Here is a 21,796-nt window from a genome sequence, read left to right on the forward strand (position 1 = left end):
TGCACTCAAGCGGAGTGGGGCTCCGGCTATTCCCGGGGCGGGGCGTGCGGTACGTCAGGGGGTGCAGGCCGCCGCGATGGAGAGGCTGTTCTCGTAGAGGTGGTGCCGTGTGATCCGCCCGTCCTCGACGGTCAGCCGCAGCGCGAACGGGCCCCCGAAGGACTTCCCCGTGGCGCGCACGGTCCCGGACAGGTGCCCCATGATGACGGCCTCCTGTCCGGTCACGAGGTACGTGTCCACGCTGGCGCGGGCGTCCTCCGCGACGGTGTACCGCGCCAAGTCCTCGGCCTGCGTGGAGCACTCGGCGCCGGTGCTCCGCGGGCGTATCCACGGGACCGCCGCGTTCTCGGCGAGCAGCCAGTCGACGTCGTCGGCGAACAGCTCCGCGAGGCGGGCGGTGTCGCGTGCGGCGGTCGCGGCGAGGAAGGCGTCGGCGGTCGCCCGGGTGGCGTCCTCGACGGCGGTGGACGCTGCGGTCTCCGTGGACACTGTGGACTCCGTGGACATGGTCGACTCCCTCGTTGCGTACGGCCGGACCTGCTGGTGTGCGGGGCCTGTTGACGTTCCTGAGGATGCCGGGGGAGCGGTGGGGGCGTCGATTACTTTCCGGGTAATGGCGGGGTGCGCCGCGGGGCATGGCTCCGGCGTCACGGTGGTGACGGCCTCTGCCACGGCGGTGATGGCCTCTGCCACGGCGGTGATGGCTTCACCGCCCTGCCGGGAATGTGCGAGTTGGGTACTGAAGGGCGGTATGGTCTGGACCACTTGGCCGCTACCGTGGGGCCACTTCAGGGGAGGACATGACTGTGAGGCTCGGGGACACCGTGACGTTCGGCGGCCCGGCGGGGAACCGGCGCGGACGGCGACGGGCGGGCGCGGGCGCCGCGGTCGCCCTGCTCGTGCTCGGCGGCGCGCTCTCCGCCTGCAAGAGCGACGACGACAAGGCGGGGGACACGGGCGGAGCGCCCGGCTCCGGCACCCGGGGCGGCCCCGCGCTCGCCGCCGTGGACTCGCTCACCGTCAAGGGCCGTGCCCCGAAGACCGGTTACGACCGCGCGCGGTTCGGCAGCCCCTGGGCCGACACCGACTCCAACGGCTGCGGGACCCGCGACGACATACTCAAGCGGGACCTGGACGCCGTGAAGTTCCGCGGCGGCGACTGCACGGTGGTGTCCGGCAGCCTCGCCCCGGACCCGTACACGGGCAAGGACGTGACGTTCACGCGCGGCCGCAGCCGCGTCGACATCGACCACGTCGTCGCCCTCTCCGACGCCTGGCAGAAGGGCGCGAACCGCTGGCAGGCGAGCAAGCGCATCGCCCTGGCCAACGACCCCCTGAACCTCCTCGCCGTCGACGCGGGCCCCAACCGCGGCAAGGGCGACGGCGATACGGCGACGTGGCTGCCCGCGAACAAGTCCTACCGCTGCGCGTACGTGGCGCGGCAGGTCGCCGTGAAGAAGAAGTACGGCCTGTGGGTGACCGCGGCCGAGCGCGACGCCATGCGGAAGGTGCTCGCGAGCTGCCCGCAGGAGAAGCTCCCGGGCGGCGGGAACCCGACGGCGGCACCGGAGCGGTTCCGGGCCCGGTGAGGCCCGGCCCGGCCCGCCGTGGTCTGTGGCCCCGACCGCCGCGACCTGCGGCTTCGCCCGCGTGGCTGCACGCCCGGCGGACCCGCGCGCGGCCACGCGCTAATTCGGTTTCCGGGCCGCGCCCCGGCCGTTAGCGTGCGGGCATGGACCTGAAGATCACCTCGCTCGCCGAGCGGCCCGAACTCGCCGACGCGATGTGGGCGATGGACGACACCTGGGCCGAGTTCGTGCAGTACGACCCCGTCGCCTGGTCGCTGATGACGCGGATCCCGGTGGAGTGGCCGGAGCACGTCCTGGTCGCCACCGACGCCGGGGGCGAGGTCGTGGCGCGGGCGTTCAGCGTGCCGTTCGCGCTGGGGGCCGACGGGCGCGGGGAGCTGCCCGGCGGCGGCTGGGACGCGGTCATGCTGTGGGCGTTCTCCGACCTCAAGCGGGGCCGGGAGCCGGACACCGTCAGCGCCATCGAGATCACCGTCGCCCCGGACGCACAGGGGCACGGCGTCTCGGGGCAGGTGCTCGCGGCCCTGCGGGAGAACGCGCGCGGGCGCGGCTTCACCGAGGTCGTCGCGCCGGTGCGGCCCAACGCCAAGCACCTGGAGCCCGCGACGCCGATCGAGGAGTACGCGCGGCGCACGCGGGCGGACGGCCTGCCGCACGACCCGTGGCTGCGCGTCCACGTCCGCGCGGGCGGCGTCATCGAGAAGGTCGCCCCGGCGTCGATGACGGTGTCGGGCACGCTGGAGCGGTGGCGGGCGTGGACGGGCCTGCCGCTCGACGAGGAGGGGCTCGTCGAGGTGCCGGGGGCCCTGGTGCCGGTGCACTGCGAGCCCGGGCGCGGGTACGCGGTGTACGTGGAGCCGAACGTGTGGGTGCGGCACGCCCTGTGAGGCGCGGCGCACCGCCCATCGGTTCACCCCGTCGAGGTCACTTCATCTTGTCCAGGTCGAGGACGTCGCCGCTCGGGGCCGTCGTGTCCACCGGCTTGTCGTAGTCGCCGAACGTCAGCGACTCGGACCGCTTCGCGGTGTTGTTGACGATCTTCAGCAGATACGGCTTGCCCTCGGTGGCGACGTAGATCGTGTACTTGTCCTTGCCCTCGGTCTCGTGCAGGGCGAGGGCCGGGGTGCCGTCGACGGACGTCTGCGCGCCGCGCCGCGCGGCCGAGTCGACGTCCTTGAACTCGGCCAGGATGAGGTCGAGGTCGCAGAACGTGGCCATGCCCTTGGCGTCGGACGAGGTCGCGCCGGACTTCGACCAGCGGTCGGCCATCAGCTGGACGGCCGCGGCGGTCTCGTCCTCCGGCTGGTCCTTGGTCTCCGAGCGGATGAACTCCGCGTCGGGCCGCATGTACACGGTGCTGCGGTTCACGATCAGGTCGACCGAGCCCTGGTCCTTCATGCTCATCGAACCGGCGCACTCGCCGCGGGTGTTGAGCGCGATGTCCATGTCGATGGCGCCGCCCTCGTCGTCGGGCGCGCTGCCCTTGAGGGTGAGCGACTTCGCGCCGGTCGTCGCCGCCACGGACTTGTCGACGATGTCAGGACCCGAAAGACCGGGGAAGGGGCCCTTCGGCCCGCCGCCGGACTTCTGCCCGGCGTCCCCGCCGTCCTTGCCGCCCCCGCCGCCCTTGCCGTCCTTGTCCGACGACGAGTCGGCGGACTCCTTCACGGCGTCCCAGGGGGAGGAGCCGTCCTTGTCGCTGCCGCAGGCCGTCAGGGTGACGGCCGCCGTCGCGGTGAGACAGAGCGCGGCGAGAGTGGCGCGACGGGCGCGCGAACGGTGCTGCATGAGAGATCCCCCCCAGGGATTCGTTCGGAGTACCTATGAGAGCAGTTGACTGTGAACCGAGTCAACACGGTTCACGGCGAAGGAAGCGTTAATGCATGTGAAAGGGGTTCGTCCCGCTCTGCTGGGTAAGCTCGGTTCGCGCGCCGTCGGGGAAGGCGGCGTACGGGGAACGAGCGGGACCGGACGACGAGGGGTGGGCCAGTGACGACCAGCGGGCCGACGCGGCAGGGGAACGGGGTGCCGCGCGCGCGGGGCGCGGCCGAGGGAGAGGCCACCGAAGTCACCGCCGCCGGCATCGCCCGTCTCGCAGGCGTCGGCCGCGCCGCCGTCAGCAACTGGCGCCGCCGCCACGCCGACTTCCCCAAACCCGTGGGCGGCACCGACACCAGCCCGTCCTTCGCGCTCGGCGAGGTCGAGGACTGGCTGCGCGGCCAGGGCAAGCTCTCCGAAGTACCGCTGCGCGAACGCGTCTGGCAGCAGCTCGCCGGACACCCGGCGGGCCCCGTCCCCGCCCTGCTGCACGCGGGCTGCGCCCTGCTCCTCGTGCACGACCGCCACCCCGACTGGCTCACGGCGAGCGCCGTCTCCGACGAGCGGATGGCCCGGCTGCTCCCCGACCTCATCGAGGGCGTGCTTACCCCGCGCTTCGGCCCGCCGTCCGCCACCCGCGCCGTGCCCGCCCCCGCGCCCCCCGAACTCCTGCTGTCCGCCCCCCTGCTGCGCTCCGTCGCCGAACTCGCCGCCGAACTCGGCGCCCCCACCGCGTACGAGTTCCTGCTCGGCCGCCACCTGGACGCCAACCCCCGCCAGTACACCCTCACCCCGCAGGGCCCCGCCGACCTGATGGCCGCCCTCGCGGGCCCCGGCCGCGCCGGGCGGACCGTACTCGATCCGGCCTGCGGCACCGGCGCCCTGCTGCGCGCCGCCGCCACCGCCACCACCCCCGGACCCGGCCGGGACGGCGCCGACTGCCGCCTGTACGGCCAGGACAGCGCCCCCGACCTCGCCGCCCTCACGGCCCTGCGGCTCGCCCTCGGCTCCGCCGCGACCGTGCGCACCGCCGCCGCCGACACCCTGCGCGCCGACGCGTTCGCCGACCGCGTGGCCGACGTCGTGCTGTGCCACCCGCCGTTCAACGACCGCAACTGGGGCCACGACGAGCTGGCCTACGACCCGCGCTGGGAGTACGGCTTCCCGGCCCGCACCGAGTCCGAACTCGCCTGGGTGCAGCACGCGTTGGCACGCCTTCGCGACGGCGGCAGCGCCGTGGTCCTGATGCCGCCCGCCGCCGCGTCCCGCCGCTCGGGCCGCCGCGTCCGCGCCGACCTGCTGCGCCGCGGCGCGCTGCGCGCCGTGATCGCGCTGCCCGCCGGTGCCGCGCCCCCGTACCACCTGCCGCTGCACGTCTGGGTCCTCCGCAGGCCCGGCCCGGACGCGCCGAGCGCCCCCGAGGTGCTGCTCGTCGAGGCCGGGGGCGGCGCCGCCGCGGCCGACGGCAAGCACACCGACGGGCGGGACCGGCAGGCCTGGACGCCGGTGCGGGACGCCGTGCTCGGCGCGTACCGCCGCTTCGAGCGGGACGGCGCGCTCGCGGAGGAGCCGGGCTTCGCGCTGTCCGTGCCGGTGCTCGAACTCCTCGACGACGAGGTCGACCTGGCGCCCGCCCGCCGCCTGCCGCCCCGGGCCGCGGAGGGCGGCGCCGAAGAGCTGCGCGACGTACGCGCGCGGCTCGACGACACCTTGCGCCTGACCGTCGGCCTCACCCCGCCGGAGGCCGCCCCCGGGCAGCCGGACACGGCCCGCTGGCCGCTCACCACCATCGGCGAACTCGCCCGCGCGGGCGCCCTGTCGATCCACCCCGGCCAGTCGGCGACCGCCGGGACCCTCGCCGACGTCCCCGTCCTCACCGAACACGACGTCCTCGCCGGAACCGTGCCCTCCGCCCTCGCGTCGTCCGCCTCCGCGCCCTCCGCGACCGCGCCCTCCGCCCCCCTCCAGGACGCCCCAGCCCAGGCGCCCGACACCCCCGTCCTCACCGCGCCCGGCGACGTCGTCGTGCCCGTGCTCGGCGGCACCGCCGCCGCCCGCGTCATCGACGAGACCACCGCGGGCGCCGTGCCCGGCCGCGGCCTGGTGCTGCTGCGCCCCGACCAGGACGCCCTCGACCCCTGGTTCCTCGCCGGATTCCTGCGCGGAACCGCCAACAACCGCCAGGCCAGCAGCTACGCCTCCACCTCCGCCCGGCTCGACGTGCGCCGACTGCAACTGCCCCGCCTCCCGCCCGCCCAACAGCGCGGCTACGGCGAGCGGTTCCGGGCGCTCGCCGCCTTCGAGGACGCGCTGCGCCTCGCGGGCCGTCTGGGGGAGCGGCTGGTGCGCGGGATGCACGACGGACTGACCGACGGCAGTGTGTCGCCGTAGCACCGAAGGAGCCGCCGTGCCGAGGGAACAGAGCCGAAGGAAGGGTGTCGCCGCAGCGACATGACCAGTACGGCAACGGTTCGGTACAACCCGGGACCGGTTGTCCGAGTCGGCCTATACGCTCGATTCAGCATTCGTTCGTTCGTCGGCCGTACGCCACCGGGGCGCGCAAAGCGCCGCCCCGGCGGACGCGTACGGCCGCGTCAGGTATCAGGAGCAGCCATGCACGGCCACGGCTACGGGCCGCAGCACCCCCCGGCCCCCTCCGGCGGACCGACGGTGACGCTGCGCGTCATGTTCGTGGTGCTCGCCGTCGTGACCTGCGGCTTCCTCGCGGCGGCGCCGATCCTGCGGCTCGCGCTCGTGACGCGCAGGACGCGGGACTGGGCGGCGTTCGGGGCCGTCGTCACGCTCGACGTCGCGGCCGTCGTCCTCGTCGCCAAGGACCCGGGCGAGGAGATCACCACCTGGCGCGGCGAGCTGGGCGTGGGCCTGCTCCTCGGCACACTCGTGGCCGCCGTGACGTACTACCTGATCCTGGAGATCCGCCACTTCCAGCAGGCCGACGCACAGGCCCGCCTGCTCTACCACCAGACGCAGGCCATGGGCTACGCCACCGGCCCCCAGCAGGCGTACGGCTACCCGCAGCAGACCGGCCCCGCCCCGCACCCCGCCCCCGGCCCCCCGCCGTCCGCGGCCACCCCGACGCCCCCGACGCCCCCGCCGCCCACGCGCCCCGCCCCCGCCCGCATCCACCAGGTCCGCGCCGAGCTGGACGAGCTCAGTGACTATCTGCGCAAGCAGGAAGGCGGCAACTGACCGTGGCAGGCGGGACGGACCACCGTCTGATCGCGGGGCGCTACGAACTCTCCACGCTCATCGGCCAGGGCGGCATGGGCCAGGTGTGGACGGCGTACGACCAGCGCCTCGACCGCCGGGTCGCGGTCAAGCTGCTGCGCCCCGACAAGGTCGCTGGCGCCGAGGCCGACGAGCTGCGCCGCCGCTTCCTGCGCGAGTGCCGCGTCACCGCCCAGGTCGACCACCCCGGCCTGGTCACCGTGCACGACGCGGGCACCGAGGACGAGGACCTGTACCTGGTCATGCAGTACGTCGACGGCGCGGACCTCGGCGACCACCTCGCCGAGCACACGCCCTACCCCTGGCAGTGGGCCGTCGCCGTCGCCGCCCAACTGTGCGCCGTGCTCTCCGCGGTGCACGCCGTGCCGATCGTGCACCGCGACCTGAAGCCGCGGAACGTGATGGTCCGCCAGGACGGCACCCTCACCATCCTCGACCTCGGCATCGCCGCCGTCCTCGACACCGACACCACCCGCCTCACCCACACCGGCTCCCCGATCGGCAGCCCCTCGTACATGGCGCCGGAGCAGGCCATGGGCGGCGCCGTCGGCCCCTACACCGACCTGTACGCCCTTGGTGTGCTCCTGCACGAACTCCTCAGCGGCGACGTGCCGTTCTCCGGCTCCACCGCCCTCGGCGTGCTCCACCGCCATCTGTACGAGCCGCCCCTGCCGGTGCGCAGACTGCGCCCCGAGGTCCCCGAAGCCCTCGAAGCCCTCGTCCTGCGGATGCTCGCCAAGGACCCGCAGCACCGCCCCGCCAGCGCCCAGGACGTCTACGAGGAACTGGCGCCGCTCCTCCCGGGCCGCTCCGTGCCGACCGGCCGCCCCCTCGACCCGACCCGCCCGTTCCTGCGCCCGCACGCCCCCTGGCCCGACCGCGCCACGACCCCGGCACCGGCCCCGCAGGCCCAGCAGCCCCGCCCGGCCCACGGCCAGGACGTCGCCGCCGCCGTCGACGAGGTCAAGCGCCTCCTCGGCGAGGGCCGCATCACCCAGGCCGTGGACACCCTCGGCGCGATCCTGCCGGCCGCCGCCGCCCAGCACGGCGAGCACTCACCCGTCGTCCGCACCCTGCGCAAGCAGTACGCGGCCACGCTCATGGACGACGGCCAGTACCGCCGCGCCCTGCCCGAGCTGCGCCGCCTCGCCGACCAGCGCGCCGCCGAGTCGGGACACGCCGACCCGCAGTCCCTCCAGTTCCGCTACGAGGCCGCCCAGTGCCTGGAACAGCTCGGCGAACCGGCGGCGGCCCTCGCCGAGTACCGCACGCTGCTCCCCTACTACGAGAACCAGTACGCCACCGACGACATCCGTCAGTCCCTGGAGATCCGCCGCCGCATCGGCCAGCTCCTGCTCGCCCTCGGCGACCGCTCCGCCGCGCACGACACGCTGGGCCGCCTCGTGCTCGACGCCGAGCGGGTGCACGGCATCGGCCACCCGTTCCCGGCGGAGATCCGGCGGACCCTGCAGTGGCTGGGGCAGGTGCGCGGGTAGCCGCGCGGGTGGCGGGGGGTGCCCCAACTCGCGGCTGATCGTTGGTTTCGGGGAATCCCCTGAACGAAGTTCGTGGGGAAGGGTGGCCGAGCCGACCACCACTGCCTACCATCGATCACCGCAAGACTTTGTGCAGCGAAGCACAATCTCTCCACCGGGAGGCCCACTTGCACCGCCGCAGCAGCCGCCGTCGCTCCGCGCTCGTCCTCACCGCCGCCGCCCTCGTCGCGGCTCCGCTCCTGACCGCCTGCGGCAACGACGCGCACCCCGGTGCCGCCGCCGTCGTCGGCGACCAGCGCATCACGGTCGCGCAACTGGAGAACAGGGTGAACGAGGTGCGCTCCGCGCAGCGGGCCGCCCTCCCGGACGACCGGCAGTACGAGCAGGTCATCGCCAAGACCGGCGGTCTGACCCGCAGCACGCTGCACACCATGGTCCTCGACAAGGTCCTGCACCGGGCCGCGCGGGACGCCGGAGTGAGCGTCACGCGCAAGGAGATCCAGACCATGCGCGGCCAGCTGGAGAAGCAGGCGGGCGGCAAGAAGGCCCTCGAGGCGGGCTGGCTCCAGCAGTACAGCGTCGCGCCCGAACACCTCGACGACAGCATCCGCACGGAGATCGAGGCGCAGAAGCTCGCCCGCGAACTCGGCGCCGACATGAACGCCCAGGACGGCCAGAACACCTTCTGGGCCACGCTGTCCAAGACCTCCAAGAAGCTCGACGTCGACCTCAACCCGAGGTACGGCACCTGGGACGTCAAGACCAGCAAGCGCGCCGACCTGCGCACGCCGTGGGTGCGCGAGGTGTCGGGCGGCGGCTCGGCGCGGACCGAGGTCTAGCGGCCGGGCCGGGCCCGGCCGGGGCGGTGACCAGGGGCCCCAACGCTCCTGTCGCCGATGGCGGCATTGTCAGTGGCGTGGGTTACGTTCGAGGCGTGAACGAGATCGAGACCGGCCGAGTCGTGCTGCTCACCACCAGCCACCGCGTCGCCCCCGGCCTGCTGTCCTGGACGGCCTGGCGGCTGCTGCACGACGCCGACGAGGTTTTGTGCGCCGACGCCGCCCACCCGCAACTGCCGTATCTCCGCGAGGCGGGCGTCGAGGTCAAGCAGGCCTCGCCGACCGCCGAGGAGCTGGTGCGCGCGTGCTCCGGCGGCCGCACGGTCCTGGTGATCGCCACGGCCGAGGGCGACCGCCCCCTCACCGACGGCCTGGCGCGGCTCGCGGGCTCGGGCCGGGTCGCGATGCCGGACCTGGAGCTGCTCCCCGGTTCGTACGACCTGCCGGGCGCCCGCCTCCTCGACCTCGTCCAGGTCATGGACCGCATCCGCGCCGAATGCCCCTGGTCGTCCCGCCAGACCCACCGGAGCCTCGCGAAGTACGGCATCGAGGAGGCGTACGAACTGGTCGAGGCCATCGAGGACGGCGACGCGGACGAACTCCGCGAGGAACTGGGCGACGTCCTGCTCCAGGTCGTCTTCCACGCGCGCATCGCCGAGGAGGCGGCCGACGACGAGGAGCGCTTCTCCGTCGACGACGTGGCCGCCGGCATCGTCGAGAAGCTCATCCACCGCCACCCGCACGTCTTCGGCGAGGACACGGCGGCCACGCCGGAAGAGGTCAAGGCGCACTGGCTGCGCACCAAGGCGGTGGAGAAGCAGCGCGACTCCGTCACCGACGGCATCCCCCTCGGCCAGCCCGGCCTGGCCCTTGCCGCGAAGCTGTCCTCCCGAGCCCGCACGGCAGGCCTGGAGGTCCCGCTCCCGACGGGGGAGGGCATCGGCTACGAACTGCTCGCGATGGCCGTCCGCGCGGAGGCCGAGGGCACGGACCCGGAGGCGGCACTGCGGGCGGCGGCCCGCGCCTACCGCGACGCCGTACGCGACGCCGAGGCGCCCGGCGCTTAGTACGGTTGCTTCCTGGGAGCGTTCGGGGCTCACTCGGCGTCGCTGAACTCGACGCGACCGAACGGGAGTTGCGGCCCGAGGAGGCGATGGTGTGGCGTTGGTGCAGTGCCCGAAGTGCGATTCCCTGCTGAAGGCGAGAAGCGACCAGTTCTGCTCCGTGTGCGGGTACGACACCAGCGTGCCGGTGTGTACCCCGCTGCCGGTCGGGCCGCCCCCGGACCGGCCGCCGCCCGTCGTGCCGCCGGTGATCCAGGTGGCCCTGACGCGGAACAGCGTCACCGGCGGCTCGGCGGGCTCGGTGATCCAGGCAGGCACCATCGCGGGCGACGTCACCGTCCACACCACCGTCGCCCGCGGACCGGCCGCGGCCGACGACTGGCCCCGCGCCGGCCAACTGCGGCGCCTCTGGTTCGGCGTGCGGCCCACGAGCCGCTTCGGGGACGAGGAGAGCCTGACGCCGTACGTGCGGCGGGACTGCGACGCACAGCTCCGCGCCCTCGTCACGCGGGGCCTGCGGGAGGGCGGCCTGGTCGTCGTCACGGGCGGCCCGCTGTCCGGCAAGACGATGACGGCGGCCTGGGCGGCGCTGAACACGGGCACCGACTCCGAGCCGCGTGTGCACGCCCCGCACCCCGGCGCGGACCTGCGGGACATCACGTCCGGGCGGCACGGCGACACCGACCACCACATCCTCTGGCTCGACGAGTTGGAGGGCCACCTGGGCCCCCACGGCCTCACCACGGCACTGCTCTCCCGGCTCACCCACGAACGCGTGCTCGTCCTCGCCACCATGACCGACACGGCGTACGACGAGCACCGCTTCGGCGGCGGCCCCGCGGCCCGCGTCCTGAGCGGCGCCCACACCGTCGAGCTGAGCCGCCGCTGGAGCGACGCGGAACTGACACGGCTCGCACAGGCCGACGACCCGCGCCTCACCGACGCCGCGAAGTGGCGCGGCGGCCGGGGGGTCACCGAATACCTCGCCCTGGGTCCGGAGCTGTGGGACGAGTGGCGCAGGGCGCGGCGGCCGCAGGCGCATCCGCGCGGGCATCTGCTGGTGCGGGCTGCCGTGGATCTGGCCCGGTGCGGGCTGCGGCAGGACGTCCCGATGGCGCTGCTGCGGGCGGTGCACACGCTGTACCCGGAGTACGAGGCCGACCACCCGTACACCACGTCCGTCGTGGAGACCGAGTCGCTGGAGGACGCCCTGGCCTGGGCCACCCGGCCCCGGTACGAGGCGACGGGCCTGCTCGTCCCCGGGGCGGCGGAGGGCACGTACCGGGCGTACGGCTCCCTCGTCGCGGACGCCGTCCGCTCGGGCGCGCTCGGGGCGGTGCTGGACGAGGTGTGGGCCCAGGCGTGCACGATGGCGGCCGGGCAGGGCCTCGATGTCGCGCCGTTGGCCGAGGCGTGCCGCGCCGCCCTGGCGCCCCGCGCGGCCGAGGGCGACATCGCCGCGTACGTCGTCCTCGGCATCGCCACCGAGTACTCGGGCGACGTGTCGGAGGCGGAAGGCTGGTACCGCAAGGCCGCCGACCGGGGGCACACCGGAGCCTGCAACCAGCTGGGCCACATCCTCGCGGGCCGGGGCGCCGCCGTCGAGGCGATCCACTACCTGGAACAGGCCGCGGCGGACGGCCGCCAGGACGCGTACATCACGCTCGGCAAGCTGCACCGCGACCGCGCCCGGCACTGGCTCACCGAGGGGGCCGAGGCCGGTGACCCGCAGGCGGCGTTCCATCTGGCCGAGCTGATACTGCGGCCGGGCCGGGTGGAGCGGTCCGTCCGCTGGTACCGCGCGGCGGCCGAGGCAGGGGACCGCGACGCGGCCTTCGCCCTGAACGTCCTGCGGGTCGGGATCACGCTGCCCCCCGAGGCCGTGCAGCCCTCCGGGACCGGGCAGCCTTCCGGGACCGAGCAGCCCTCCGGGACCGAGGACCCGGCCGAGACCGACGAGCCCGCGGAGCCCACGGCCCAAGCCCGGCCCGTGCCCGAGAGGCCACGCAGGAAGGTCCCGCCGCCCCTCCGGCGGTTCGGCCTTCCCGCCCCTCCCGCCCCTCCCGCCCCTCCCGCCCCTCCGCCCGGACGCCGCCCCACCCCGCCCGCCTCCCCCTGACCCGCCCCCGCCCCCCGTATACGGTCGACCCATGCACGACAAGGCCCCGTCCGCCTGCCCCCACGGCACCCCGGCCCCGCCGGGGACCCCCGCCCCGGACCTCTTCACCTGGGAGTTCGCGAGCAACCCCTACCCCGCGTACGCCTGGCTCCGCGAGCACGCCCCCGTGCACCGGACGGAACTCCCCAGCGGAGTGGAGGCCTGGCTGGTCACCCGCTACGCGGACGCCCGGCAGGCGCTCGCCGACCAGCGCCTCAGCAAGAACCCGGCGCACCACGACGAGCCCGCGCACGCGAAGGGCAAGACGGGCATCCCGGGCGAGCGCAAGGCCGAGCTGATGACGCATCTGCTCAACATCGACCCGCCGGACCACACCCGCCTGCGCCGCCTGGTGTCGAAGGCGTTCACCCCGCGCCGGGTGGCCGAGTTCGCGCCCCGCGTGCAGGAGCTGACGGACCAGCTCATCGATCGGTTCGCCCAGGAAGGCACCGCCGACCTCATCCACGAGTTCGCCTTCCCGCTCCCCATCTATGCCATTTGCGACCTGCTCGGCGTGCCCCGCGAGGACCAGGACGACTTCCGGGACTGGGCGGGCATGATGATCCGGCACGGGGGAGGGCCCCGGGGCGGGGTCGCGCGGTCGGTGAAGAAGATGCGCGGCTATCTCGCGGACCTCATCCACCGCAAGCGGGCCGAGCCGGGCGACGACCTGATCTCCGGCCTCATCCGCGCCTCCGACCACGGCGAGCACCTCACCGAGAACGAGGCCGCCGCGATGGCGTTCATCCTTCTCTTCGCCGGGTTCGAGACGACCGTCAACCTCATCGGGAACGGCACGTACGCGCTGCTGACCCACCCCGAGCAGCGCGAGCGGCTGCAACGGTCCCTCGCCGCGGGGGAGACCGCGCTCCTGGAGACCGGCGTCGAGGAGCTGCTCCGCTTCGACGGGCCCGTGGAACTGGCCACCTGGCGCTTCGCCACCGAGCCGCTGCGGATCGGCGGCCAGGACATCGCCGCGGGCGACCCCGTCCTCGTCGTCCTCGCCGCCGCCGACCGCGACCCGGCCCGCTTCCCCGACCCCGACCTCCTCGACCTGTCCCGGGCCGACAACCAGCACCTCGGATACGGCCACGGCATCCACTACTGCCTCGGCGCCCCGCTGGCCCGCCTGGAGGGCCAGACGGCGCTCGCGACGCTGCTCCGCAGGCTGCCCGACCTGCAACTCGCCGTCGATCCCGAGGAGTTGAGGTGGCGCGGCGGGCTCATCATGCGTGGCCTGCGGACCTTGCCGGTGACGTTCACGCCGCCCGGCCGCTGACGGGGGAGCGGCGCGTGCCTGACGTACCGTCAAGACTGTGACTTTCACGTGATCTGCGCTGCATCGACTTGTGACTGACGTTCGACTGCGGCTACGTTCACGACGGCTCGGCACCCCTCGGCACCACGTGTCGCAGCTGTTCTTGTCGTCGCTCGAAAGGCACGTGCATGCTCTCCGGCCAAGGCCGTCACCGCCGTCCCCGCCAGGCCCCGGCGATCGTCGTCGCGGCGGGCGTCACCGGATCCGCCATCGCCATCCCGCTGCTCGGCGCCACGGGCGCGCACGCCGCCGACGCCACGACGTGGGACAAGGTCGCGGAGTGCGAGAGCGGCGGCGCGTGGAGCGCCAAGGGCGACGGGTACTACGGCGGTCTGCAGCTGACGCAGGAGACCTGGGAGAGCTACGGCGGCCTCGCCTACGCGCCGAGCGCCGACCAGGCGAGCCGCTCCCAGCAGATCGCCGTCGCCGACAAGATCCTGGCCGACCAGGGCCCCGCCGCGTGGCCGAACTGCGGCCCGGCCGCGGGCCTCAGCAAGGGCGGCGAGGCCGCCGACGTCGACCCGGGCCTCCCGGTCACGCCGTCCGAGCCCTCGGAGCCGTCCGACGGCTCCAAGGACTCGCGGGACTCCAAGGACTCCAAGGACGACGGGAAGAGCGGCGAGAAGGGCGGCAAGGACGCCGAGGACTCCGCCGACGCGAGCGACGAGGGCGCCACGGGCAAGGAAACCGGCAAACACCGCAAGCCCGACAATAGCGACTCGGCCGACGAGCGTGACGAACGCGACAAGGGCGGGCAGAAGGGCGAGAAGGGTGCGGGCGAGGACGGCAAGTCCGGCGACCGCGACACCACTTCGCCCGACGCCGGGTCCGAGGCGGGCCGCGAGCCGTCCGGCGCCGACGACTCCGCGGACGGCTCCGAGGACTCCTCGTCCGAGTCTCCGTCCGGCCGCCACCGCGGCTCCAGCGCCGACGAGGCCGACGGGGCACAGCAGGGTGGCGCGGGCTCCGCGGGCCGCCACGCGTCGCGTGGTGAAGGGCGCGACTCGCGTGACGCCGCCGACCCCGCGGACACCTACACGGTCCGCTCCGGCGACAACCTCTCGCAGATCGCCGACCGGCACGACCTTGACGGCGGCTGGTCCACTCTCTACGCCGAGAACAAGCGGACCGTTGGCGGTGACCCGGATCTCATCCTCCCCGGTCAGCGACTTGACCTGAGGGAGCGCCAGGCCGCCGAAGCGGACCGGAAGTAGGCATACCGGGGCGGAAGTTGGCCGGCGGTTCGGGGTGAATGTCCGGTTTAAAGACGGTGAGAGGCAAGTGAGAGATGGGTCTCAGAAGCCCTGATCGTCTTTGAAATTCCGGTGATTGCCTGTCTACGGTCGTGACCGCTCGCCACAGCGGGCCCCGCCGGTCGGTACGCCGAATCCTGCCAACGGCCGGACGGGAACAGTCGTCGCTTCGAGCGCCGAAGGCAGGAGCGGGGGACCCAAGGTAAGCGCCGGGCCCACGCGTTGAGCGGCCAGCGGCCGCGCGACGCGCAGGACCGGCTAGGGGTGAAGTCGTACGGAAGCCGTACGGCCGGGCACTCACCCGCCCGAACCCGACAGCTCACCTCGCAGGCGTCGGTGAGGGGATCACTCCATGCTGCTTTCCGGCAAGGGCAAGCACCGTCGTCCGTCCAAGGCCACCCGTGCGGCCGCCGTCGTCGGTGTCACCGGCGCCGCCGTCGCCGCCCCGCTGATGGCCGCGGGCACCGCGAACGCCGCCACCGTCGACCAGTGGGACCGGGTCGCCCAGTGCGAGTCCGGCGGCGACTGGTCCATCAACACCGGCAACGGCTACTACGGCGGCGTGCAGTTCTCCGCCTCCACCTGGGCCGCCTACGGCGGTACGAAGTACGCGGCCACCGCCGACAAGGCCTCCAAGGCCCAGCAGATCGAGATCGCCGAGAAGGTCCTCGCGGGCCAGGGCAAGGGTGCCTGGCCGAGCTGTGGCGTGGGCCTCACCAGCGCCCCGTACAACGGCGGCGGTGCCGAGAAGCCGCAGCAGCAGCCCCAGCAGCAGGCCAAGCCCCAGCAGCAGCCGCAGCAGCAGGCTCAGCCGCAGCAGCAGGCCAAGCCGCAGCCGAAGCCGCAGCAGGCCGCCCCGCAGACCGAGTCGAAGAAGACCGTCCAGACCCCGACCGGCAAGGTCGTGAAGAAGGGCGACGGCGAGTACAAGGTCAAGACGGGCGACACCCTGTCCAAGATCGCCGACGAGCACGACGTCAAGGGCGGCTGGCACAAGGTGTACAAGCTCAACGGCGACATCATCTCCGACGCCGACATGATCTACCCGGGCCAGCAGCTGCACCTCAGCTGAGCCTGAGCCCGACCCGCGCCCTGTCCGGCCCGTCCGGACAGGGCCCCCGCTCCGCCCCGCGGAGCGCCCCCGTCCCCACGGGTCTCCCTCGCCCCGGTGCGCGTATCCCCCGTACGCACCGGGGCGAGGTGCTGTCCGGGGCGGTCCCGCCGGTCCCGGAGTACGCCCAGGGCGAAGCTACCGGCCGGTAAGAACCTGTGGTTCCGTCCGGATTCCCAGGGAATTGGCCCGATGGCCGTCCCACGGGGCGGGCGGTCGGCTGGCCGAAGCTCCCGGGCCCGTTAGGCTCAGGAGACGCAGGGCCGATGAAGACCATGCAAGCCATGCGCAAGCCCGCGCCCCCAGTGGTGCACGCCATGCGCCCCTAGCGTCACATCCCAGAAGGAGATGCTCGTGCCGTCCATCGACGTCGTCGTAGCCCGGGAAATCCTGGACTCCCGAGGCAACCCCACGGTCGAGGTCGAGGTCGGCCTCGACGACGGGTCCACCGGCCGCGCCGCGGTCCCGTCCGGCGCCTCCACCGGTGCCTTCGAGGCCATCGAACTGCGTGACGGAGACGCCAACCGCTACGGCGGCAAGGGCGTCGAGAAGGCCGTCCTCGCCGTCATCGAGCAGATCGGCCCGGAGCTCGTCGGCTACGACGCCACCGAGCAGCGCCTGATCGACCAGGCGATGTTCGACCTCGACGCCACCGACAACAAGGGCTCGCTCGGCGCCAACGCCATCCTCGGCGTCTCCCTCGCCGTCGCCCACGCCGCGTCCGAGGCCTCCGACCTGCCGCTGTTCCGTTACCTGGGCGGCCCGAACGCGCACCTGCTGCCCGTTCCGATGATGAACATCCTGAACGGCGGGTCCCACGCGGACTCCAACGTCGACATCCAGGAGTTCATGATCGCCCCGATCGGCGCGGAGTCCTTCTCCGAGGCGCTGCGCTGGGGCGCCGAGGTCTACCACACGCTGAAGAAGGTCCTGAAGACCAAGGGCCTGTCCACCGGCCTCGGCGACGAGGGCGGCTTCGCGCCGAACCTGGAGTCGAACCGCGCCGCCCTCGACCTCATCGTCGAGGCCATCAAGCAGGCCGGTTACGTCCCCGGCGAGCAGATCGCGCTCGCGCTCGACGTCGCCGCGTCCGAGTTCTACAAGGACGGCAAGTACGAGTTCGAGGGCAAGTCCCGCTCGGCCGCCGAGATGACCGAGTACTACGCCGAGCTCGTCGCCGCGTACCCGCTCGTGTCCATCGAGGACCCGCTGTTCGAGGACGACTGGGCGGGCTGGAAGGTCATCACCGACAAGCTGGGCGACAAGGTCCAGATCGTCGGCGACGACCTCTTCGTCACCAACCCCGAGCGCCTGGCCCGCGGCATCGAGGAGGGCTCCGCCAACGCCCTCCTGGTGAAGGTCAACCAGATCGGTTCGCTGACCGAGACCCTGGACGCCGTCGAGCTGGCCCAGCGCAACGGCTTCAAGTGCATGATGTCGCACCGCTCCGGCGAGACCGAGGACGTCACCATCGCCGACCTCGCCGTCGCCGTGAACTGCGGCCAGATCAAGACCGGCGCCCCGGCCCGCTCGGACCGCGTCGCCAAGTACAACCAGCTCCTTCGCATCGAGGAGATCCTCGACGACGCGGCGGTGTACGCGGGCCGCTCGGCGTTCCCGCGCTTCAAGGGCTGAGGCTCTAGGCGGGCTAAGCCCTAGCCAGTCGTACGTACGTCCCCGTACTCGGTCCCGTACCGTGTGCGGGGACGTACGCGCGTACTGGGGAGGCGAGACACATGGCCGGGAAAGTCCGGGACAAGGACCGGTTCTCCACGGCGACCCGGCTGCGGCTGCTCGGCGAGCAGACCGCCGAGCGCGTCTACCGCTCGCAGACCAAGCGCCAGGCCCGCCGCTCCCGGCTCACCGGCCGCGCCGCGCTCCTCGTGCTCGTCGTCTGCTCGCTGGTCGTGGCGCTCGCCTACCCGATGAGGCAGTACGTCTCGCAGCGCGCCGAGATCGCCGAGCAGCGGCAGAAGCAGTCCGAGCACCGCGAGAACGTGGAGCGGCTGCGCGACGAGAAGGCCCGCTGGCAGGACGACGCGTACGCCGAGCAGCGCGTCCGGGACCGGCTGCACTACGTGATGCCGGGCGAGACCGGGTTCACCGTCATCGACCCCGCGGCCGCGGCGGACCACCGCGGCGACGAGGGGGCCGCGGACCGGCCCTGGTACGCGAACGTCTGGGACGGCGTGGACGAGGCCGACAGGGTCGGCGCCGCCGGTCGCGCCGACGACAATTGACACAGCCAGTTCAGTACGAACCGAAAGACAGGCATGCAGACGCCCCCGCCCCAGACCGAGCCCACCGCGCCCACGGACGCCGACATCACCGCGTTCCAGGAGCAGCTCGGGCGCCCGCCGCGCGGTCTGCGCGCGATCGCCCACCGCTGCCCCTGCGGCAACCCGGACGTGGTCGAGACGGCGCCGCGGCTGCCCGACGGCACGCCGTTCCCCACGACGTACTACCTCACGTGCCCGCGGGCCGCGTCCGCGATCGGGACGCTCGAAGCCAACGGCGTCATGAAGGAGATGACGGAGCGGCTCGCGACCGCCCCCGATCTTGCCGCCGCGTACCGGGCCGCCCACGAGGACTACATCGCGCGGCGCGACTCCATCGAGGTCCTCGAGGGCTTCCCCTCGGCCGGGGGCATGCCGGACCGCGTGAAGTGCCTGCACGTCCTCGTGGCCCACTCGTTGGCCGCGGGCCCCGGGGTTAATCCTCTGGGCGACGAAGCCATCGCGATGCTGCCGGAGTGGTGGCGCAAGGGCCCGTGCGTGGGCGCGTCCCAGGACTGATCCGCACCCGGCACCGGGGTGACCCTGGCCCGCCGCTCCGCGACGGGCATTCCCCACCCGCCCGCCCTTACTACCTGCGGTGGGCCGTATCTTCACCGTGGGCGGCTGGGCGGCTGGGCGGCTGGGCGGCTGGGCGGGCGCTCCCGGCGCCGCGTCCACGGGGCGACCCGCTGCTGTCGTCCCCCCCCGCTGTGGGCAACTGGGCCGCCAGGGGCGGCACGGGTGGGCACAGCCCACGGCGGGCGGTGCCCCAAACGACAAGGAGAACCTCGAATGACCCGCGTGGCAGCCATCGACTGCGGTACGAACTCGATCCGCCTGCTCGTGGCCGACGCCGACCCCGGGACGGGGCAACTCGTCGACCTGGACCGCCGGATGGAGATCGTCCGGCTGGGGCAGGGCGTGGACCGGACGGGACGGCTCGCCCCGGAGGCGCTGGAGCGGACGTTCGCGGCCTGCCGCGAGTACGCCGAGGTCATCAAGGAACACGGCGCGGAGCGCCTCCGCTTCGTCGCCACCTCCGCCAGCCGCGACGCCGAGAACCGCGACGACTTCGTGCGCGGCGTCCTCGACATCCTCGGCGTCGAACCGGAGGTGATCAGCGGCGACCAGGAGGCCGAGTTCTCCTTCACGGGCGCGACCAGGGAGCTCAAGGGCCACCCGGACATGCGGGGCCCCTACCTCGTCGTCGACATCGGCGGCGGCTCCACGGAGTTCGTCGTCGGCGACGACCGGGTCCGCGCGGCCCGCTCCGTGGACGTCGGCTGCGTACGGATGACGGAGCGCCACCTCGTCCGGGACGGCGTGGTCTCCGCCGACCCGCCCACCGAGGCCCAACTGGCCGCGATCCGCGCGGACGTCGAGGCGGCCCTCGACCTCGCGGAGGAGACGGTCCCGCTGCGCGAGGCCCACACCCTCGTGGGCCTCGCGGGCTCGGTCACCACGGTCGCCGGCATCGCGCTCGGCCTGGACGCGTACGACTCCGCCGCGATCCACCACTCCCGCTTCCCGTACGCCCGCGTGGCGGAGATCGCCGACATGCTGGTGCGCTCCACGCACGCCGAGCGCGCGGCGATCCCCGTGATGCACCCGGGCCGCGTGGACGTGATCGCCGCGGGCGTCCTCGTCCTGCTCGCGATCATGGAGCGGTCGGGGGCCGCCGAACTGGTCGTGAGCGAGCACGACATCCTCGACGGCATCGCCTGGTCGATCGCCTGACCCGAAGGTGCCTGGCCCGAAGGTGCCTGACACGGATCCGACAGACCCTGCCGTACCGTGATCGGCTGAGCGTGCCGGACGACTTCTGAGCGGCCCGGAGGGGGGTTGGAATACCTCCTTCCGGGGCCCCGCCGAGAAAGTTCGTGAAGTTCTTCACAAGGAAATCGGCCCTGTTGGGCGAGGTTTTGAGGAGTTCGGCCCGGGAACGGGCGGGGTACGGCCCCGAAGGCGGGCGCCGGGAGTGCTTCCGGTGTGTTGCCGGGGTGTGAACCGGCGTGTGGTCCACCGGGCGCCGGAGCCAGGAGCGGCAGCTCACGAGGGGTTGACAACGACTCGCGTGGGGCGGTGGTTCCCCCGTGAGGTCATGACCTCCGTCACGTGGGCGGCGAAGTGTAGCAGAGGCCCCACCCATGCTTGTGAAGGGGCGCACGAGCGACCCCCGGGGAGGGGGTGGATACTCGATGGCATGAGCACCACGGAGCGTCCCAGGATCCTCGTAGTAGGCGGTGGGTACGTAGGCCTGTACGCAGCTCGACGCATTCTGAAGAAGATGCGCTACGGAGAGGCGACCGTCACGGTCGTCGACCCGCGCTCGTACATGACGTACCAGCCCTTCCTCCCCGAAGCCGCGGCCGGCAGCATTTCGCCTCGGCACGTCGTCGTCCCGCTGCGACGCGTGCTGCCCAAGGCGGAAGTTCTCACCGGCCGGGTCACCACCATCGACCAGGACCGCAAGGTCGCCACGATCGCGCCGCTCGTCGGCGAGGCGTACGAGCTGCCGTTCGACTACCTGGTCATCGCGATGGGCGCGGTCTCCCGCACCTTCCCGATCCCCGGCCTCGCCGAGCAGGGCATCGGCATGAAGGGCATCGAGGAGGCCATCGGCCTGCGCAACCACGTGCTCGAGCAGCTCGACAAGGCCGACTCCACGACGGACGAGGAGGTCCGCCGCAAGGCGCTCACCTTCGTCTTCGTCGGCGGCGGCTTCGCCGGTGCCGAGACCATCGGCGAGGTCGAGGACATGGCCCGCGACGCGGCCAAGTACTACAAGAGCGTGAAGCGCGAGGACATGCGCTTCCTGCTCGTCGACGTCGCCGACAAGATCCTCCCCGAGGTCGGCCCGAAGCTCGGCGCCTACGGCAAGGAGCACCTCGAGGGCCGCGGTGTCGAGGTCTACCTGAAGACCGGCATGGACTCCTGCGTGGACGGCCACGTGGTCCTGAACAACGGCCTCGAGGTCGACTCCAACACCATCGTGTGGACCGCCGGCGTCAAGCCGAACCCGGCCCTCGCGCGCTTCGGTCTGCCGCTCGGCCCCCGCGGCCACGTGGACACCCAGACGACCCTCCAGGTCCAGGGCACCGACTACATCTGGGCCGCGGGCGACAACGCCCAGGTGCCGGACGTCGTCGGCCGCAAGGCGGGCAACGAGAACGCCTGGTGCCCGCCGAACGCCCAGCACGCGCTGCGCCAGGCCAAGGTCCTCGGCGACAACGTGATCTCCGGCATGCGGGGCTTCCCGCAGAAGGAGTACAGCCACGCCAACAAGGGCGCGGTCGCGGGCCTCGGTCTGCACAAGGGCGTCGCGATGATCGTCATGGGCAAGATGAAGATCAAGCTCAAGGGTCGTCTCGCCTGGTACATGCACCGCGCGTACCACGGCATGGCGATGCCGACGTTCAACCGCAAGATCCGCGTCTTCGCTGACTGGACGCTCGGCATGTTCCTCAAGCGCGAGGTCGTCTCGCTCGGCGCCATGGAGACGCCGCGCGAGGAGTTCTACGAGGCCGCGAAGCCGGCCCCGAAGCCCGCGGTCAAGGCCGAGGTCCCGGCCGCTCCGGTCGAGGAGAAGGCCGCTTCCTGACGGCTCAGGCCAGGTCGTCCGACG

18 protein-coding genes and 1 riboswitch are annotated in these 21,796 nt (G+C 73.1%); of the genes, 16 read left to right on the forward strand and 2 right to left on the reverse strand.

What is annotated here, in order from left to right:
* Window positions 1–54: 54 nt before the first annotated feature.
* Window positions 55–507, reverse strand: a complete 453-nt coding sequence (locus ACFVHO_RS33245; protein WP_385722924.1) for a nuclear transport factor 2 family protein — start codon at window positions 505–507, stop codon at window positions 55–57.
* 293 nt (window positions 508–800) lie between these two features.
* Between ACFVHO_RS33245 and ACFVHO_RS33250 the strand changes: the two genes are divergently transcribed.
* Window positions 801–1,589 carry an HNH endonuclease family protein gene (locus tag ACFVHO_RS33250; protein ID WP_385722927.1) on the forward strand — a complete coding sequence of 263 codons (789 nt, stop codon included), beginning with the start codon at window positions 801–803 and terminating at the stop codon, window positions 1,587–1,589.
* 143 nt (window positions 1,590–1,732) lie between these two features.
* Window positions 1,733–2,476, forward strand: coding sequence for an N-acetyltransferase (locus ACFVHO_RS33255; RefSeq protein WP_385722930.1), 744 nt, complete (start codon window positions 1,733–1,735; stop codon window positions 2,474–2,476).
* 37 nt (window positions 2,477–2,513) lie between these two features.
* Here ACFVHO_RS33255 and ACFVHO_RS33260 read toward each other — a convergent pair whose 3' ends face one another.
* Window positions 2,514–3,377: a hypothetical protein gene (locus ACFVHO_RS33260; RefSeq protein ID WP_385722933.1), complete on the reverse strand. Its 864-nt coding sequence runs from the start codon at window positions 3,375–3,377 to the stop codon at window positions 2,514–2,516.
* A 237-nt stretch (window positions 3,378–3,614) separates the two neighbouring features.
* On the opposite strand from ACFVHO_RS33260, the gene ACFVHO_RS33265 reads away from it, so the two are divergent.
* From ACFVHO_RS33265 to ACFVHO_RS33330, 14 genes are all read left to right on the forward strand, one after another.
* Window positions 3,615–5,798 carry a class I SAM-dependent DNA methyltransferase gene (locus ACFVHO_RS33265; RefSeq protein WP_385723000.1) on the forward strand — a complete coding sequence of 728 codons (2,184 nt, stop codon included), beginning with the start codon at window positions 3,615–3,617 and terminating at the stop codon, window positions 5,796–5,798.
* Between the two features lie 222 nt (window positions 5,799–6,020).
* A complete protein-coding gene (locus tag ACFVHO_RS33270; protein WP_385722934.1) occupies window positions 6,021–6,617 on the forward strand; it encodes a hypothetical protein in 597 nt (198 codons plus the stop codon).
* A complete protein-coding gene (locus tag ACFVHO_RS33275) occupies window positions 6,614–8,152 on the forward strand; it encodes a protein kinase (protein WP_385723003.1) in 1,539 nt (512 codons plus the stop codon). Before ACFVHO_RS33270 ends, ACFVHO_RS33275 begins: the two co-directional genes overlap by 4 nt.
* A 167-nt stretch (window positions 8,153–8,319) precedes the next feature.
* Complete coding sequence (locus ACFVHO_RS33280) at window positions 8,320–8,991, forward strand: SurA N-terminal domain-containing protein (RefSeq protein ID WP_385722936.1); 672 nt, start codon at window positions 8,320–8,322, stop codon at window positions 8,989–8,991.
* A gap of 95 nt (window positions 8,992–9,086) precedes the next feature.
* On the forward strand, window positions 9,087–10,058 hold the full coding sequence (locus ACFVHO_RS33285; RefSeq protein WP_385722938.1) for a nucleoside triphosphate pyrophosphohydrolase: 972 nt from the start codon (window positions 9,087–9,089) through the stop codon (window positions 10,056–10,058).
* A 91-nt stretch (window positions 10,059–10,149) separates the two neighbouring features.
* Window positions 10,150–12,174, forward strand: coding sequence for a sel1 repeat family protein (locus ACFVHO_RS33290; protein WP_385722941.1), 2,025 nt, complete (start codon window positions 10,150–10,152; stop codon window positions 12,172–12,174).
* Between the two features lie 31 nt (window positions 12,175–12,205).
* Entirely contained in the window at window positions 12,206–13,492 is a 1,287-nt protein-coding gene (locus ACFVHO_RS33295) for a cytochrome P450 (RefSeq protein WP_385722943.1), read from the forward strand.
* A 167-nt stretch (window positions 13,493–13,659) separates the two neighbouring features.
* Entirely contained in the window at window positions 13,660–14,745 is a 1,086-nt protein-coding gene (locus ACFVHO_RS33300) for a transglycosylase family protein (protein ID WP_385722946.1), read from the forward strand.
* Window positions 14,746–14,948: 203 nt separating this feature from the next.
* Window positions 14,949–15,132: riboswitch (cyclic di-AMP (ydaO/yuaA leader) on the forward strand.
* A gap of 4 nt (window positions 15,133–15,136) precedes the next feature.
* Complete coding sequence (locus tag ACFVHO_RS33305; RefSeq protein WP_385722948.1) at window positions 15,137–15,856, forward strand: transglycosylase family protein; 720 nt, start codon at window positions 15,137–15,139, stop codon at window positions 15,854–15,856.
* Between the two features lie 387 nt (window positions 15,857–16,243).
* Entirely contained in the window at window positions 16,244–17,530 is a 1,287-nt protein-coding gene (eno, locus tag ACFVHO_RS33310; protein WP_190116369.1) for a phosphopyruvate hydratase, read from the forward strand.
* A gap of 101 nt (window positions 17,531–17,631) precedes the next feature.
* Window positions 17,632–18,135, forward strand: coding sequence for a septum formation initiator family protein (locus tag ACFVHO_RS33315; RefSeq protein ID WP_385722951.1), 504 nt, complete (start codon window positions 17,632–17,634; stop codon window positions 18,133–18,135).
* 33 nt (window positions 18,136–18,168) lie between these two features.
* Complete coding sequence (locus ACFVHO_RS33320; RefSeq protein WP_385722955.1) at window positions 18,169–18,690, forward strand: DUF501 domain-containing protein; 522 nt, start codon at window positions 18,169–18,171, stop codon at window positions 18,688–18,690.
* A gap of 273 nt (window positions 18,691–18,963) precedes the next feature.
* On the forward strand, window positions 18,964–19,908 hold the full coding sequence (locus ACFVHO_RS33325; protein WP_385722958.1) for an exopolyphosphatase: 945 nt from the start codon (window positions 18,964–18,966) through the stop codon (window positions 19,906–19,908).
* 466 nt (window positions 19,909–20,374) lie between these two features.
* The gene (locus ACFVHO_RS33330; protein ID WP_385722961.1) at window positions 20,375–21,772 is read left to right on the forward strand and encodes an NAD(P)/FAD-dependent oxidoreductase; all 1,398 of its coding nucleotides are present in this window, start codon (window positions 20,375–20,377) and stop codon (window positions 21,770–21,772) included.
* Window positions 21,773–21,796: the final 24 nt, after the last annotated feature.

It is taken from the genome of Streptomyces sp. NPDC127108 (assembly GCF_042677545.1).
Classification (GTDB): Bacteria; Actinomycetota; Actinomycetes; order Streptomycetales; family Streptomycetaceae; genus Streptomyces.